Here is a 16,707-nt window from a genome sequence, read left to right on the forward strand (position 1 = left end):
TCGTGAGCGTGGGCAACGATCTGGACCGGCAGGACACGTCGACCCTGCGGCGCCGGATCCTCGTGCTGCTCATCTGCTGCACGAGCCTGCTCGTCGTCTCGATGGACAACACGATCGTCAACGTCGCGCTGCCGGTCATCCGCACCGACCTCGGGGCGTCGATCACCAGCCTGCAGTGGACGATCGACGCCTACACCCTCGTGCTCGCCTGCTTCCTCATGCTGGCGGGCGCCACCGGGGACCGGGTCGGGCGCAAGCGCACCTTCCAGGTCGGGCTGGGGCTCTTCGGGCTCGGGTCGCTGCTGTGCAGCCTGGCGCCGTCGGTGGGCTGGCTGATCGGCGCCCGCGCGATCCAGGGCCTGGGCGGGACGATGCTCAACCCGATCGCGATGTCGATCGTGACCAACGTGTTCACCGACCCCCGCGAGCGCGCCCGCGCCATCGGCGTGTGGGGCTCGGTGGTCGGGATCTCGCTCGGACTCGGCCCCGTGCTCGGCGGGGTGCTCACCGAGACCGTGGGATGGCGGGCGATCTTCTGGGTCAACGTGCCGGTGGTGATCGTCGCGATCGCGGCCACCGCCCGCTACGTCCCCGAGTCCCGGGCGCCCCACGCCCGCCGTCCCGACCCGGTGGGCCAGGTCCTCGTCGTCCTCCTGCTCGCCTCGGTGGTGACCGGCGTGATCGAGGGCACCCGCGTCGGCTGGGGCTCGCCGCTCATCCTCGGGCTCGGCGGGCTGGCGCTCGTCGCCCTGGTCGCGCTGCTGATCTGGGAGCGCCGGCGCCGGGAGCCGCTGATCGAGCTGCGCTTCTTCGCGAGCGTGCCGTTCTCCTCGGCCACCGTCGTGGCGGTCTGCGCGTTCGCGGCGTTCGGCTCGTTCCTCTTCCTCTCGACGCTCTACCTGCAGGACGTCCGCGGCCTGTCCGCCCTCCACGCCGGGCTCGCGCTCCTGCCCGCCGCCGTCACCGCCACGATCTGCGCCCCGCTCTCGGGCCGGCTGGTCGCCTCACGGGGTCCGCGCACCCCGCTCGTGGTGGCCGGGCTCGCGACGACGGCGGTGGCGGTCGTGATCGCGCTGGCCGGGCCCACCACGCCGTTCTGGGTGCTCCTCGTCGCCTACGGCGTGTACGGGATCGGGTTCGGGCTGGTCAACCCGCCGATCACCAACACCGCGGTCAGCGGGATGCCGCGCACCCAGGCCGGGGTGGCCGCCGCCGTCGCGTCGACGAGCCGCCAGATCGGCCAGTCCCTCGGGGTCGCGGTCAGCGGCACCGTCGTCGCCGCGGCCGCGAGCGTCGCCGTCGGCCTCTCCGCCGCGTGGTGGGTCGTGGCGGCCACGACGTTGGTCATCGCCGTGATCGGGGTGCTCGCCACGACGGCCCGGGCCCACGCCACCGCCGACCGGGTCGCCGACCTGTTCGCCGAGGACGCGGAGCCCGCACACGCCTGACCAGCGGCGATGTGACACCGATCGGTGTCACGTCCCGCGTCGGAAAGGGTGAACGATCTCACGCGCGCCGTCGTGGGACGTCGGCCACTGGCATGGACGCGGTGCGGGTGGCCGGTGGGAGTGTGGGGGCTTCGCAGGGGGAAAGGAGATGCCACGTGACGACGACGGAGTCTGCGGCGGCCGCTGCCGGAACATTCGAGCTCGGTGGCGAACTGCCGGTGCGTCGACTCGGGTACGGCGCGATGCGCCTGACGGGCGAGGGCATCTGGGGCCCGCCGAAGGACCCGGACAACGCGGTCGCGGTGCTGCGGCGCGCGACCGACCTCGGGGTCGACTTCGTGGACACGGCGGACTCCTACGGTCCCTACGTCAGCGAGGACCTCGTCCGCGAGGCGCTGTACCCGTACCGCGGGGTGACGGTCGCGACCAAGGCCGGCCTGCTGCGCACCGGGCCGAACCGCTGGATCCCCTGCGGGCGGCCCGAGTACCTGCGCCAGGAGTGCGAGATGAGCCTGCGCCGCCTCGGCGTCGAGACCATCGACCTCTTCCAGCTCCACCGCGTCGACCCGCACGTCGCGGCCGACGAGCAGTTCGGGCTGCTCGCCGACCTGCAGCGCGAGGGCAAGGTGCGCCACGTCGGGCTCTCGCAGGTCGCGGTCGAGCAGATCGAGGCCGCGCGGCAGATCGTCGACGTCGCCTCGGTGCAGAACCGCTACAACCTGGTCGACCGGTCCTCCGACGCCGAGCTGCGGTACTGCACCGAGCACGGCATCGCCTTCATCCCGTGGGCCCCGGCCGACGCCGGCAACCTCGCGAAGGAGGGCAACGCCGCGCACGACGCCGCGGTGTCCCTCGGGGCCACCCCGGCGCAGGTGGCGCTGGCCTGGCTGCTCCAGCGCAGCTCGGTGATGGTGCCGATCCCCGGCACCGCCTCCCTCGAGCACCTCGAGGAGAACTGCGCGGCGGCCGCCCTCGAGCTGCCCCGCGACGTGGTGGACCGCCTGGACTAGGTGGGCGGAGCCCCCGTGAGCACTTTCTGGTGCCATGGCACCAGAAAGTGCTCACGAGGCGAAGCCACCTATCGCCGCCGCGCCTTCTCCGCGTCCCGCAGCGCGCGGTCCCGCCGCCGACGGCGCCACACCGCCACCGGGCTGCGCCCCGTGGCCGGCTCGGCCAGCGGGCCGCGGTGCTCCTCGAGCTCGGCGGCCGCGACGATGCGGCGTTCCATGCCGCCGAAGACCAGCACGTGGAACGGCGCGATGACCCACCAGTACGCGTGCCCGGCGAGACCGCGCGGCAGGAAGACCGCCCGCTGCCGGTAGAGCGACCCGCCGGGGCGCGGCGCGACGCGCAGCTCCAGCCACGCGAGCCCGGGCGCCTTCATCTCGGCCCGCAGCCGCAGGAGGTACTCGCCGTCCTCGAGGTCGGCGACGGAGGCCGAGGCGTCGGAGCCCGCGGCGGCCGCCCCGGAGCCGTCAGCGCCGTTCGAGCCCTCGACGCACTCCTCGACCCGCCACCAGTCGAGCGCGTCGCCGACCTTGAGGCGGTCCGCGTCGCGCCGCCCGCGCCGCAGGCCCACCCCGCCGACCAGCCGGTCCATCACCCCGCGGGCCCGCCAGCCCAGCGGGAACGAGTACCAGCCGCGGTCGCCGCCGATGCCGGCGATGACGTGCCACAGCGTCTCCGCCGACGCGGCCGCACCCCGCTCCCGCACGTCGGTGTAGACCGTGCCGCCGGCCCAGTCCGGGTCGGAGGGGAGCAGGTCGGAGGGCATCGGGTCGGACGGGGCGTAGCGCGCGTTCGCGCCCGACCACCGCGTCTCCACCTGGCCCTCGCGGATGCGCGTCAGCGCCAGGTCCACCGCGGTCCGGAAGCTCGTCAGGCCCTCCGCGGGCGGGTCGACGAAGGTGTCGATGTCGTGCTCCGCGGCGACCACCTCGTGGACGAGGGAGTCGATGAGGGGCACCGCGGTCGACCGGGGCACCGGCGTGACGAGGTTGACCCAGTGCGAGGACAGCCGCGGGGTGAGCACCGGCACCGGCAGCATCGTGCGACGGGGCAGGCCCTCGACCTCCGCGAACCCCTCCATCATCTGCAGGTACGTGAGCACGTCGGGGCCGCCGATGTCGAAGGTGCGGTTGACCTCGGGCGGCAGGTCGACGACGCGGGTCAGGTAGTGCAGCACGTCGCGGATCGCGATGGGCTGCACGCGGTGGTGCACCCACGACGGCGTCAGCATCACCGGCAGCCGCTCGGTGAGGTAGCGCAGCATCTCGAAGCTCGCCGACCCGGAGCCGAGGATGACCGCGGCCTGCAGCACGGCGGTCGGGACCCCGGACCGGAGGAAGATCTCCCCGACCTCGGTGCGGGACGAGAGGTGCTCGGAGAGCTCCACGCCCTCGGGGTGGATCCCGCCGAGGTAGACGATGCGCCGGATCCCCGCGGTGCGGGCGGCCTCGGCGGTGATGAGCGCCGCGCGGCGGTCCACCTCGGCGAAGCCGGACTCCGAGAGCGAGTGGACGAGGTAGTAGAGGACCTCGGCGCCCTCGCAGGCCTCCCGCATCGAGTCCGGGTCGAGCACGTCCCCGCGGACCACCTCGACGCCGTCCTGCTGCGCCCAGGGGATGTCCTTCGTCTTCGCCGGGGTGCGGACCACGCACCGGACGGTGTGGCCCTCGGCCACGAGTCGCGGGGCGAGCCGCCCGCCGATGTAGCCGGTCGCACCGGTGACCACGCATCGCACCGGCGCATCGTCGCGCCGTGGGGGCCTTCTCGCTCGACGGGGTGCGCCACCACCGTGCGCACCCACTCGATCCGGTTCACGACCCGCCGTACGCGTGTCCCCCACCCGGAGGGCTCACCCGGGTGGCTCGGTCGAGCAGGTCGACGTCACCCACGGTGAGCGGTGCCCGCAGAGGCGGTCGACCGCCCCTCCTGCCCCGGTGGAGTGACACACGGTCAGGGGGAGTTCCGGCGTGTCGCGGTTGCTTCGGCGCGTCGCCCACAAGGTCCGGGGCAGGCCTGCCGTTGCCCCGTCTGTCACGGGCGAACGGGGCCGTTCGCCGCAGCGACGGCACAACCGTGTGGTGCAACGGCGGAGGTGGAACATGTGGGTCTGGCGAGAGGAGACCGTGCGCGGCGGATGGCGCCTCGACGCCACGGGCTCGTGGACGTACGACGAGCCGGCGCGGCTGGAGCGGGTCCGCTCGCCGCGCGCCGACCGCGACGTCGAGGCCGAGCGGTTCGCGCGGGAGCGCGCCGCGCGGGAGCAGCGGGCGCGCGCCGAGCAGCGGCGCCCCGCGCTCGCGGCGGTGCCGCCGCTGGCCGAGCTCGAGGCGACCCCGATCTTCCGGTCGGTGGCGCACGAGTCGCGGGCCTGGCGCGAGGACCGGTACGAGCCGCGCCGGGCCGAGCGGCGGGCCGAGCGCCGGGCCGAGCGGTGGGACCACCGCGACCGCTGGGACCACGACGAGCGTCCGCGGCGCGCCGAGCCGGCGATCCCCGAGCCCCACCCCGGGTCGGGGCCGTTCCCGGCCCAGGGGCACCGGCAGCGGGGGCTCGCGCCGGTCGACGCCGTGCCGCCGCCGGCGTGGAGCGAGGACGACCGTCCGCGCTCGGCGGAGGACGAGATGCGCCGCCGCGCCGAGCGTCGTCGCCGGCCGCGGACCGAGCCCGAGAGCGGTCGCCACGTCCTGCGTCGCTGAGGTGCCGGTCCGGACCCGTCGGGGGTGTCCGGAACGGCCACGACGCACGGCCCGGTGACACCGGTACGAGGGGCGCCTCCGCGCTGGGGAGCGGACGGAGGTCGCCCCTCGTCGTGCGTCCGGACACGCACGCACCGGGTCCCCGGGGCGTGGGTGTGGGCGTGGTGAGGTGTGCCCCGACCCGGGGCCGGGTATCGCCCCGGCCACCTGATCCCAGCCGTCGGAGGTCTACCCCATGCTGGTCCGTCGCCTCGCCCGGCCCCTGCTGGCCGCGGTGTTCATCAAGGGCGGGATCGACACCCTGCTCAACCCCGAGCCCCGCATCAAGAAAGCCGCGCCCAAGGTCCAGCAGGCCCAGAACGTCGTGGGCGACAAGCTCCCGCCGCAGGCCCCCACCGAGCCCGAGCAGCTCGTCCGCATCGACGCGGGGGTCAAGATCGGGGCGGGCGTGCTGCTCGCGCTGGGCAAGTTCCCGCGCGTGGCCTCGCTGCTGCTCGCCGGCAGCATCATCCCCACGACGTACACCGCGCACGCCTTCTGGGAGTACGACGGCGAGGACCGCGTCGCCCAGGAGCAGCACTTCCTCAAGAACCTCGGCCTGCTCGGCGGGCTGATCCTCGCCGCGGTCGACACCGAGGGGAAGCCGTCGCTGGGCTGGCGCGCCCGCCGGGCCTCGCGCAAGCTCGCGAAGCAGACCCGGGAGCTGACCGGGAGCTCGGACGGCCCCGACCTCTCGGAGTGGGCCGAGAGCGCCCGGTCCGCCGCGGGCACGACGGCGGCCACGGTCCGCGACGCGACCGACGTCGCCATCGGCAAGCTCGTCGCCTGACGCCACGCCGCACGACGACGGCCCCGGGAGCGACGCCGCACGCGTCGCGCCCGGGGCCGTCGTCGTCCCCGGCACCCGGTCGAGATCCCCGCACGCCCGCCCCCGGGGTCCTAGGGTGAGCCGGATGTGGACCAACTGGTCGGGCGGGCAACGGTGCCGGCCCGTCGCGACCGCGCGGCCGCTCGACGAGGCCGGGGTCGCGGGGGTGGTGCGCCGCGCCGCCGAGCGGGGCCACACGGTCCGCCCGGTCGGGTCCGGCCACGGCTTCTCCGACCTCGCCGTCACCGACGGCGTCCACCTCGACGCGTCCGTCTTCTCCGGCATCACCGCCGTCTCCTCCGACGGGCGCGGGGACCGCGCCACGGTGCGCGTCCGGGGCGGCACCACGGTCGGTGACCTGCAGGAGGCGCTCGACGAGCGCGGCCTCGCGCTCCGGGTCCCCCTGGACCTGCGCGGCCCCACCGTCGGCGGCGCGCTCGCGGTGGGCGCCCACGGCAGCGCCCCGCGCGGGGGGTCGCTGTCGGAGGCGGTGCTGGGGATGCGCCTGGTCGACGGGCGCGGGCGCGTGCGGGACGTGGCCCGGGCCGACCTCGACGCCGCCCGGACCTCCCTCGGCGCGCTGGGTGTGGTCCTCGACGTGGAGCTCGCGGTCGTCCCGGCCGCGCCGGTGCGGGTCACCCGCTCGTCCCGGCCGGTGGAGGAGGTGCTCGACCCGGATTTCTGGGAGGGCCACGACCTCGCCGAGGCCGCGTTCTTCCCGTCGGCCCCGACCGCGCTCGCGCGCTGGGCCGAGTACGTCGACCCGGCCGAGGTGCCGGCCGAGGAGGCCGACGAGGAGGACGACGAGCCGCGGGAGCGCACCGTCGGGGTCACCAGCGCCGGGGCCACCGGCCGGACCGCGCTGGGCGGGGCGGTCGTCGTCGAACGCGCCCTGCCGCGTCTCGCGCCCTCGCTGAACCGGGTCGCCTCCCGGCTGGCCCGGACGGTCTCCGCGACGGGGGCGGGGCACCGGGTGCTCTCCGACCCGCCGGCGGTGCGCTACGAGCAGACCGAGTGGGCGCTGCCCCGCGAGGGCCTGCCCGACGGGGTCCGCGCGCTGCTCGGCGCCCTGGCTGACGGTCTCGAGACGGGACTGCCGGTGCGGATGCGCTTCGGCGCGGCCGAGTCGGGCTGGCTGCACCCCGCGCACGAGCGGGAGACCGGGTGGGTCGCCGTCCGCGTCCCCCGCGGCACGGACCCGGGACCGGTGCTGGGCCGCGCCGCCGAGGTGCTCCGCGCGCACGGGGGCCGTCCGCACTGGGGCACCCGGCACGACTCCACGGCCGCCGACGTCGCGGCCGCCTACCCGCGGCTGCCCGACTTCCTGCGGGTCCGCGACGACTACGACCCGGACCGGGTGTTCACCAACCCGGCGCTGGCCCGGCTGCTCGGCGACTGACGGACCTCCTCCGCCTCCTCGTCCTGCGCCGCGCCGAGGTCGACCGCGAGGGCCACCACGGCCTGGTCGATGCGGCGCAGCAGACGGGCGACGACGAGCATGTCCTGCCGGCGGTGCGGGTCCTCCACGCGCGCGGCGTGGCCCTCGGCGGCGTCGATCGCGTCCTCCGCCGAGTGGACCAGCACCCGCCCGCCGTCCGAGCGCCGCCGGCCGCGGACCACCACGTCGCGCAGACCGTCGAGGTTGGCCCGGACCGCCCGCAGCGCCGGGGCGAGGGTGGGCCGCCAGCCCGGGTCGGGGCTGTGGCCCAGGTCGGCGGCGATCCGGGCGAGCGAGCGCGCGTAGTGGTCGACGACGACGAACACGCGCAGCGCCCGGCGGTGGCTGGAGCGTCCCCGGCGCCGCGGGGTGTCGACGAGCAGGGGCCGGGCCCGGGCGCGCACGGCCGCGAGCTTGGTGTCCATGTCGCGGGCGCGCTCCAGCGGCGGGGTCGCCACGGTGTCGCCCACCAGGGTGCCGACCGCGCCCGCGAGGACCTCGTCGGCGACGTCCACGAACTCCTCGGTGGCGTCGCCGAACGCCGCCCGCGTGCCCTTGGGCAGCACGATGAACGCCGCGAGCACGCTGGCCACCACCCCGAGCAGGGTCTCCTCGATGCGCAGCACGAGCGTCTGGACGCTGAAGGCGCCGATCAGCCCGTACACCAGCGCGAGCACCGCGGTGATCCAGAAGGCGAGCATGCCGGGCGAGACCCGCACCAGGTAGAGCGCCAGGAACGCGCAGGCGAAGAGCAGCACCAGCGAGAGCACGTGGTTCCCGGACGTCAGCGCCGCGAGGGCCATGCCGGCCGCGACGCCCCCGACGGTCCCGACGACGCGTCCCCAGCCCCGAGAGAGCAGGTCGCCCCGGCTGGTGGTGTTGGCGAAGACGACGAAGGCCGCGATCACCGCCCAGTACCACCGCTGCGGGGAGAGGAACTCGCCGGCGACGATCGCGAGGGTGGTCCCGACGCCGACCTGGACCGCCTGCCGGGTGGTGAGCAGCAGCCCGGCCTCCCGACGCGGCTGCGCTCCGGCGGCCCCGTCGTCCCCGGGACCCGGCGCCGCGACCGGTCCGGACCCGGCGTCGTCGTCGGGGCGGTCGGCGCGGTCCGGGCGCCCCTGCCCGATCCCGTCGTCGGAGGCCTCCCGCGCGACGGCGACCGGCGAGGCCGCCGCCGGCCGCGCCGGCTGCGGCACCCCGGGCAGGGGCATGCCCTCGGTGACCGGCTCCCCGGGGCGGGCCGGGGCGTCGCGCTGGGCGTACTCGACGGAGTCGGCGACCCGACGGACCGCGAACGCGGCGCGCTGGACCCGTTCGTGGCCGCGGCGGGTGTCGGCGACGAGGCCCGCCACCGCGCCGCGTGCGTCGGCCAGCTCGGCGAGGACGCGCCGGTGGGGCACCCGGCGCTCGAGGGCGCGCCCGAGGTGGAGCACCCCGGTGCGCAGCGCGGTGAAGGCGAGCGGGGTCGCCCGCTGGTCGGCCTCCCCGCTGCCGGGTGCGCCCGAGCGGGCGAGGCGCCGGACCGCCACCCCGAGGCGCTCGAGGCCGAGCTCGGCGTCGACGATCCGCAGCGCGAGCAGCTCGTTGTCCAGCCCGGGCCAGACCCGCTCGGCGTTGGTGCGCTCGAGCTGGTCCTCGACGAGCAGCGCGGTCTCGTTGAGCCGGCGGCGGGCGCGGTAGAGCCGCTCCAGCACCGCGTCGCCCACCTGCTCGTGCTCGCTCCCGGCGGTCCGGCCGGGCCCGGGGGCGCCGTCGCCGGCGGCCTCCTGGGCCGCGGCGAGCACGTCGTCGACCCGGCCGACCATCTCGTGGGCCCGCGCGCGGAAGGCGTCGACGAGCCGGCGCAGGGTGCGCTCCGGGCGCTCGGCGAACAGCACGCCGCGCAGCAGCAGCGTCGAGCCCAGCCCGACGAGGACCGCGAGGCACAGCGCGGGGATCTGGGCGGGCTGGGCCTGGAGGAACTGGGTGAAGAAGAACGGCATGAACGCGGCCATGCCGAGCGCGAAGCCCCGCGGGCCGAAGCGCCGCACGTAGACCGCGGTGACCATGACGGCGACGAACACGACGTCGGCGGCGATGCGCTGCGACGAGAGCAGGGTCCCGACGGTCGTGGCGGCGAGGGCGGGCAGGGCCATGAGCGCGGTGGTGACGCGCTGGCGGGGCAGCGAGGTCTCGTTGACCGCCAGGTTGGAGATCATCGCGAGCACGCCGGCGAACAGCACGATCGTGACCGGCTCGCCGGCGAGGACCGTCGCCCGGCCGAGCGCGACCAGGCCGGCCGCGAGCGCCATGGAGGCCACCGCGATCGAGGCGAGGCGCAGCCGGGACAGCCCGGGGTCGGCGGTGACGAGCAGCGTGCGCAGCGACTCGAGCGCCCGCGTCGTGGCCAGCCGCACCGTCGCCGACCTCCCGTTCGACCCGACGCCGTCCGAGCAGGGAGTGTCCCACGCCGCACGTCCGGAGGCGGGGGCGAACACGACCCGACGACCGGGCCCTCGACACGGTTACCACCCGGTAATAAGCTCGGGTTACCCGCCGGTACGAGCCGGCTCGTGCGTCCTCCCGGGCGCCGACCAACGAGTGTGGAGCGAGACCCGCATGAGCCACTACCGCGCCAACGTCCGCGACATCGAGTTCACCCTCTTCGAACTGCTGCGCGTGCAGGACCACTTCGGGAGTGGCCCGTTCGCCGAGACCGACGAGGAGACCGCGCGCGACCTGCTGCGCGAGGTCGCGGCGCTCGCGGAGGGCCCGCTCGGGGAGTCCTACGTGTCCGGTGACCGCAACCCGGTGCGCTTCGACCCGGCGGAGCACGCGGCCTACCTCGACGAGGGCATCAAGAAGTCCTACCGCACGATGTGGGACGCGGAGTGGTGGCGGCTCTCGGCCGACAACGAGCTCGGCGGGATGGGCGTACCGCCGTCGGTGCAGTGGTCGGCGGGCGAGATGATCCTCGGCGCCAACGCGCCGGTCTTCATGTACATGGCGGGCCCGAACTTCGCCTCGGTGGTCTACCGCAACGGCACCGAGCAGCAGAAGCACTGGGCGCAGCTCATGGTCGACCGCGGCTGGGGCGCCACGATGGTCCTCACCGAGCCCGACGCGGGCTCCGACGTCGGCGCCGGCCGCACGAAGGCGAAGGACAACGGCGACGGCACCTGGTCGATCGAGGGCGTCAAGCGCTTCATCACGAGCGCCGACCAGGACATCACCGAGAACATCATGCACCTGGTGCTCGCCCGCCCCGAGGGTGCGAAGCCGGGCACCAAGGGCCTCTCGCTCTTCCTCGTCCCGAAGTTCCACTTCGACCCGCAGACCGGCGAGCCGGGTGAGCGCAACGGCGCCTTCGTCACCAACGTCGAGCACAAGATGGGGCTCAACGCCTCCGCCACCTGCGAGGTCACCTTCGGCGGGAACGGCGTCCCAGCGACCGGCTGGCTGCTCGGCGAGGTGCACGACGGCATCGCGCAGATGTTCCAGGTCATCGAGTACGCCCGGATGATGGTCGGGACGAAGGCCATCGGGACGCTCTCCACCGGTTACCTCAACGCCCTCGAGTACGCCAAGGAGCGCATCCAGGGCGCCGACCTCACCCAGCAGACCAACAAGGCCGCGCCGCGGGTGCCGATCACGAACCACCCCGACGTGCGCCGCGGCCTGATGCTGCAGAAGGCCTACGCCGAGGGGCTGCGGGCCACGTACGCGTTCACCGCGACCTACCAGGACACGATCCGTCGGGGCACGGCCGCCGACGCCGAGGCCGGGGACGTCTCCGCCGAGGACGTGGCGCTGGCCGAGAAGGTCAACGACCTCCTGCTGCCGATCGTCAAGGGCGTCGGCTCCGAGCGGGCCTACGAGAAGCTGACGATCGCGCTGCAGACCCTGGGCGGCTCGGGCTACCTGCAGGACTACCCGATCGAGCAGTACATCCGCGACGCCAAGATCGACTCGCTCTACGAGGGCACCACGGCGATCCAGGCGCAGGACTTCTTCTTCCGCAAGATCGTCAAGGACAACGGCCAGGCCCTCATGCACGTCGCCGGGCTGATCCAGTCCTTCCTCGACTCCGAGGGCGGCAACGGCCGGCTCAAGGAGGAGCGCGCGTTCCTCGCGACCGCGCTCGCCGACGTGCAGGGCATGCTCGGCACGATGATCGGCTTCCTGACGTCGTCGCAGGAGGACGTCACCAACCTCTACAAGGTCGGCCAGCACGCGGTCACGTTCCTGATGAGCGTCGGCGACATGCTCATCGGCTACCTGCTGCTGCGCGGTGCCGAGGTCGCGATCGCCGCGCTCGACTCAGCAACGGAGCACGCCGTTAGGGGGTCGGCGGGCCGGGACACCGCGTTCTACGAGGGCAAGGTCGCCGTGGCGCGCTTCTTCACCCGCACCGTGCTGCCGGAGCTGACCGCCCGGAAGGCCACGGTCGACGGCGCCGACAACGCGATCATGGAACTGGACGTCGCCGCCTTCTGATCCCCGGTCTCGTGGCAGCGAAGCGTCGTTGCTTGCATCCGATGCAAGCAACGACGCTTCGCTGGCATCCGGGGACGGGTGACTCCCGGGTCACACGACCTCGGCAGATAGGTTCACGCCCGTGTCGAAGGTGCTGACCAGTCTCCCGGCCGGCGAGCGGATCGGGATCGCGTTCTCCGGCGGTCTGGACACGTCGGTGGCGGTCGCGTGGATGCGCGAGCACGGCGCGGTGCCCTGCGCCTACTCGGCCGACCTCGGTCAGTACGACGAGGAGGAGATGGGCACCCTGCCCGACCGCGCGCAGCAGTACGGCGCGGAGATCGCGCGCCTGGTCGACTGTCGCGGCCCGCTGGTCGAGGAGGGCCTGGTGGCGCTGCAGTGCGGCGCCTTCCACATCCGCTCCGGCAGCCGCGTCTACTTCAACACCACCCCGCTGGGCCGCGCCGTCACCGGCACGCTGCTGGTGCGCGCCATGCAGTCCGACGGCGTGTCCATCTGGGGCGACGGCTCGACGTACAAGGGCAACGACATCGAGCGGTTCTACCGCTACGGGCTGCTCGCGAACCCGCGGCTGCGCATCTACAAGCCCTGGCTCGACGCGGCGTTCGTCGACGAGCTCGGCGGCCGCGCCGAGATGTCCCAGTGGCTCATCGAGCACGACCTGCCCTACCGCGCGAGCAAGGAGAAGGCGTACTCCACCGACGCCAACATCTGGGGCGCCACGCACGAGGCGAAGACCCTCGAGCACCTCGACGAGTCCCTGGAGATCGTCGAGCCGATCATGGGTGTCCGGTTCTGGGATCCCGCGGTGGCGATCGAGCCCGAGGACGTGACGATCCGGTTCGAGCAGGGCTATCCCGTCGCCATCAACGGCGTCCGGTACCACGACCACGTCGCGCTGGTCATCGAGGCCAACGCGGTCGGCGGGCGGCACGGCCTGGGGATGTCCGACCAGATCGAGAACCGGATCATCGAGGCGAAGAGCCGCGGCATCTACGAGGCGCCCGGCATGGCGCTGCTCTTCGTCGCCTACGAGCGGCTGCTCAACGCGATCCACAACGAGGACACGATCGCGAACTACCACACCGAGGGCCGCCGGCTGGGCCGGCTGCTCTACGAGGGCCGGTGGCTCGACCCGCAGTCGATCATGCTGCGCGAGAGCCTGACCCGGTGGATCGGGCGGACCGTCACCGGCGAGGTGACGCTGCGCCTGCGCCGGGGCGAGGACTACTCGATCCTGCGCACCGAGGGCCCCACGCTCTCCTACCACCCGCACAAGCTCTCGATGGAGCGCACCGAGGACGCGGCGTTCGGCCCGGTCGACCGGATCGGCCAGCTGACGATGCGCAACCTCGACATCGCCGACTCCCGCGAGAAGCTCGAGCAGTACGCCGCGATGGGGCAGCTGACCGGGCAGGCGGCCTTCGTCGGCGAGATCGAGCCCGGCCGCGCCGGCCAGATCGCCGGCCGCGGCGAGGGCGAGGAGGTCGACGAGTCCGCGCTCGACCGGGCGGCGATGGAGAGCGGAACAGATTAGGTGCGCTTCGCGCACGTGCTCACGAGGCCGCAGGCCACCTAGATCCGCCGCGCCCTGGCCTCCCCGAACAGGTAGAGCCCGAACGCCACGAACCCGACGGCCACCACGAACAGCAGGAACGGGCCGAAGGGCTGCTCGGCCAGCGTCTTGAGGGCCGCGTCGATCCCGCCGGCCCGTGAGGGGTCCGCGGTGGAGGCGGCCGTCGCGAAGAGCACCGCCATGACCCCGAAGGCCACCGCGCGCAGGGCGTGCCCGGCGACGCCGACCCACACGAACGGTGTCCGCAGCCACGCCGGCAACCGCGAGCGGTCGAGCTCCTCGAGGAAGTCCCGCCGGACCCCCGTCCAGCACGTCGCGACCGCGGCGATCGCCACGACGAGGGCGACGAGCCCCACGAGCGCCCGACCGGCGGGCAGCGTCAGCAGATCGGCCGTGGCCTGCCGGGATCCGCCCGTGCTCGAGCCGGACGAGCCGGTGACCAGCAGCCGCACCCCCAGCGCCGCGACGCCGAACACCGCGAGGGCCCGGGCGCCCGACCCGATCCGCTTCTGCGTCCGGTCCCAGCCCGAGGTCCACCGGAAGCCGGTGAGCGCCGCGAGGCCGTGCCAGATCCCGAACGCGACCAGACCGACCACGATGACGCCGATGAGGACGAGCCCGAGCGGCTCGGCCGCGATGGTCGCGAGCGCGCCCTGCTGGTCGGCCTGGCCGCCGCGACTCCCGAGCGCCACCTGGACCGCGATCACCCCGACGAGCAGGTGGACGATCCCGTAGCCGACCAGACCGACCCGTCCGAGGAGCTCGACACCGCGGGCCGGGGCCTCCCCCTCGCCGCCGCGACCCAGCCCCGCCAGCCCGCTGCGGACCTCGCGGGCCGCCTCCTCGACCTCCTCGCCGACCCGGCCCGAGTCCTCGGCCCCGTCAGCCACAGGTGATCTGCGGCTCCGGGTTGTAGTGCGCGGTCCGCGGCTCGGACTTCGTCTCGCCGGTCTTGACGTCCTTGAGCACCCGGGTGTCGGTGATCGTGAAGCCGTCGACGCCCTTGGAGGGCTTGCACTTCGGGTTGCCGGCGAGGTCACGCGTCCCGGCCGGAATCGGGTTCGTGCGCGGACCGGTCTGCGACGTGACGTCGTAGCGCTTCTGCCCGAGGATCTGGACCTTGATCGACGACGGCGTCCACAGCGTCCGGATGAGGATCGGCGTCGGGCCGTCGTTGCGGAACTTCAGGTCGATCACGCCGTCGAACACGGTCGCCTCGCGGCCCGCCGGGTAGCGGCTGATGTAGTAGCTGTGCTCCTTGTGCTCGACCTCGTCGAGCCCGGCGAAGTACGTGGCGTTGTAGAGCGTCGTCGAGAACTGCGAGATGCCGCCGCCGACGCCGCGGTCGGGGACACCGTCCTCGATGATCCCGGCCTCGACGTAGCCCTGGGCGGCCTCCCGGGGGCCGGTGAAGTCGTTGAGGCTGAACGTGTCGCCGGGCTTCACCGTTGCGCCGTTCACCTGCTCGGCGACCCGCTTGATGTTCTGCCCGGAGTCGGCGGCGAAGCCGCTGGTCTGGAACTCGCCGATGACGGTCGCCGGCCCGATGGCCTGCAGCGACTCGGTGGTGACCTTCGGGGGCGTCGTCGTGTAGACGGCATTGACCGCCCGGCCGACGGCGGGCGGCGGCGGCGCGGGGGTGCCGCCCGGCGCGGTGGGCGGCGGGGTGAAGGTGGTCGGCGGGGCGGCATCGGCCGGCTTCGCGAGGGCGTCGACGAGGCCCGCGAACGTCTTCGGGTAGTCGATCTCCCGGCCGGTGACCGCCGGGACCACGGTCGCCGCCGCGCCCTGGAAGGTGAACGACGCGTCCTTGGGCTCGGCCTCGGTGGACCCGAGGTCGCGGTCGACGACGGCCTGGGCGGTCGGCACGTCGACGCGCGGGCGCAGCCCGCCGGCACCGTCGGGGTCGAACTTGAGGAAGGTCCCGATCTCGGTGGGGCTCAGGGTCGCGTTGCGCCCGCTGCCGACGACGTAGGCCGGCCCGGCGACCGCGGGCCCGGCCACCTCGCGCAGCGCGGTATCGATGCCGTCCTGGGTCACCGACACCGGCTGCGGCGTCACGGGGAGGGCCACCGGCGCGGGGTCGAGCCAGTGCTCGAGCACGACGCCGGGCGCCGCGGCGGCGTCGACGACGTGGCCGGGCGCGGAGGGGACCCCCACCGGGCGGGCGTCGTCGAACCGGATCGTGCCCTCGACCGAGGGCTTGTCGAGCTGGGGCCGGACGCGGTCGATGGCCTGCCCCACCGCGACCGGGTTGCCCTTGCTGACCGGGGGGACGTCGCGGTCGGAGAACAACGACGCGAGGCGGGTGAACGGGTTCAGCGGCTGCTCGCCCGCCTGGTCGATCGTGGCGTCCAGGTCGAGGTCGAGCCCGGCCGTCCGCGGGTCCAGCGCCGCCGTGGCGGCCTCCGGTCCACTCCCGGCGACGAGGGTGACCGGGCGCGCGACGCGCGGGCCCAGCTGGGTGCGCAGCACGTCCTGGGCGGCGAGCCGGTTCATGCCGCCGATCTCGACGCCGCCCACGGTGACGCCGCGCGGCACGTCGGTGGCCGACACGAGCAGATCGACGACGTAGAGCAGCGCCAGCAGCCCCGCCACCGCGCCGCCGCCGATGAGCGCCCGGCGCCGGAGCCGGCGGCGGTCGGCGGGTGGGGTGTCGTCCGGGCCGTCGACGGAGGCCAGCTGCACCGTCGCCTCGGCGTCGGGATCCCGCTCCGGCTCGGCCGCGAGGGACCGGGTGGCGTCGCCGTCGAGGGGGTCGCCCTCGACCTGGCCACCCCCGAGGGGCTCGCCCTCGGTGCGGGTGCCGCCCGGGGTGGTCGGATCCGGAGGAGTCGTCACAGGTAGAGCCCCGTCCCGCTCGTCGGCTCGGTGGTGGCGCTGGCGATGGCGTGCACGTCGCGCTCGCGCAGGACCACGAAGGTGCGGCCGTCGATCTCCACCTCGGCGTGGTCCTCGGGGCCGTAGAGCACGCGGTCCCCGACCTTGACCGTGCGGACGTGGTTCCCCGTGCCGTAGACCTCGCCCCAGGCGAGGCGCTTGGAGACCGACGCGGTCGCCGGGATCACGATGCCGCCGGTGCTGCGGCGCTCGCCCTCGCCCGGCGTCGGCGACACGAGCACGCGGTCGTGCAGCATCTGGATCTCAAGCCGGGGGTCCGACACGCCGGAATCGTACGGGGAGGCCCGGATCGC

12 protein-coding genes are annotated in these 16,707 nt (G+C 74.4%); 7 read left to right on the top strand and 5 right to left on the bottom strand.

Annotated features, from left to right (window positions below):
* Positions 1 to 8: 8 nt before the first annotated feature.
* Positions 9 to 1,448, top strand: a complete 1,440-nt coding sequence (locus HH311_RS27335) for an MFS transporter (RefSeq protein WP_312030443.1) — start codon at positions 9 to 11, stop codon at positions 1,446 to 1,448.
* Positions 1,449 to 1,603: 155 nt separating this feature from the next.
* Complete coding sequence (locus HH311_RS27340; RefSeq protein ID WP_169186877.1) at positions 1,604 to 2,458, top strand: aldo/keto reductase; 855 nt, start codon at positions 1,604 to 1,606, stop codon at positions 2,456 to 2,458.
* A gap of 68 nt (positions 2,459 to 2,526) precedes the next feature.
* Here HH311_RS27340 and HH311_RS27345 read toward each other — a convergent pair whose 3' ends face one another.
* On the bottom strand, positions 2,527 to 4,191 hold the full coding sequence (locus tag HH311_RS27345) for an SDR family oxidoreductase (protein ID WP_169186878.1): 1,665 nt from the start codon (positions 4,189 to 4,191) through the stop codon (positions 2,527 to 2,529).
* 364 nt (positions 4,192 to 4,555) lie between these two features.
* Here HH311_RS27345 and HH311_RS27350 point away from each other — a divergent pair, with 364 nt between their 5' ends.
* The 3 genes from HH311_RS27350 to HH311_RS27360 all read left to right on the top strand — a co-directional run bounded on the left by HH311_RS27350 (position 4,556) and on the right by HH311_RS27360 (position 7,419).
* A complete protein-coding gene (locus HH311_RS27350) occupies positions 4,556 to 5,152 on the top strand; it encodes a hypothetical protein (protein WP_169186879.1) in 597 nt (198 codons plus the stop codon).
* Positions 5,153 to 5,387: 235 nt separating this feature from the next.
* Positions 5,388 to 5,981 (top strand): DoxX family protein, encoded by a 594-nt coding sequence (locus tag HH311_RS27355; RefSeq protein WP_169186880.1) that lies wholly within the window; start codon positions 5,388 to 5,390, stop codon positions 5,979 to 5,981.
* Between the two features lie 124 nt (positions 5,982 to 6,105).
* Positions 6,106 to 7,419, top strand: a complete 1,314-nt coding sequence (locus tag HH311_RS27360; protein WP_169186881.1) for a D-arabinono-1,4-lactone oxidase — start codon at positions 6,106 to 6,108, stop codon at positions 7,417 to 7,419.
* Here the strand turns inward: HH311_RS27360 and HH311_RS27365 are convergent.
* On the bottom strand, positions 7,362 to 9,857 hold the full coding sequence (locus HH311_RS27365; RefSeq protein WP_169186882.1) for an FUSC family protein: 2,496 nt from the start codon (positions 9,855 to 9,857) through the stop codon (positions 7,362 to 7,364). The two genes, HH311_RS27360 and HH311_RS27365, sit on opposite strands and share 58 nt — an antisense overlap.
* A 202-nt stretch (positions 9,858 to 10,059) precedes the next feature.
* On the opposite strand from HH311_RS27365, the gene HH311_RS27370 reads away from it, so the two are divergent.
* Complete coding sequence (locus tag HH311_RS27370; RefSeq protein WP_169186883.1) at positions 10,060 to 11,937, top strand: acyl-CoA dehydrogenase; 1,878 nt, start codon at positions 10,060 to 10,062, stop codon at positions 11,935 to 11,937.
* A 121-nt stretch (positions 11,938 to 12,058) separates the two neighbouring features.
* A complete protein-coding gene (gene argG, locus HH311_RS27375; protein ID WP_169186884.1) occupies positions 12,059 to 13,474 on the top strand; it encodes an argininosuccinate synthase in 1,416 nt (471 codons plus the stop codon).
* A 38-nt stretch (positions 13,475 to 13,512) separates the two neighbouring features.
* Here the strand turns inward: argG and HH311_RS27380 are convergent, their stop codons facing one another.
* The 3 genes from HH311_RS27380 to HH311_RS27390 are packed head-to-tail and all read right to left on the bottom strand — an operon-like array spanning position 13,513 to position 16,677.
* Complete coding sequence (locus tag HH311_RS27380) at positions 13,513 to 14,403, bottom strand: DUF1206 domain-containing protein (RefSeq protein WP_169186885.1); 891 nt, start codon at positions 14,401 to 14,403, stop codon at positions 13,513 to 13,515.
* Complete coding sequence (locus tag HH311_RS27385) at positions 14,396 to 16,354, bottom strand: VanW family protein (RefSeq protein ID WP_169186886.1); 1,959 nt, start codon at positions 16,352 to 16,354, stop codon at positions 14,396 to 14,398. Before HH311_RS27385 ends, HH311_RS27380 begins: the two co-directional genes overlap by 8 nt.
* A complete protein-coding gene (locus tag HH311_RS27390) occupies positions 16,351 to 16,677 on the bottom strand; it encodes a co-chaperone GroES (RefSeq protein WP_169186887.1) in 327 nt (108 codons plus the stop codon). The genes HH311_RS27385 and HH311_RS27390 overlap by 4 nt, the downstream gene beginning before the upstream one ends.
* Between the last annotated feature and the right edge of the window lie 30 nt (positions 16,678 to 16,707).

The organism is Actinomycetospora sp. TBRC 11914, from assembly GCF_012933465.1.
Lineage (GTDB): Bacteria > Actinomycetota > Actinomycetes > Mycobacteriales > Pseudonocardiaceae > Actinomycetospora.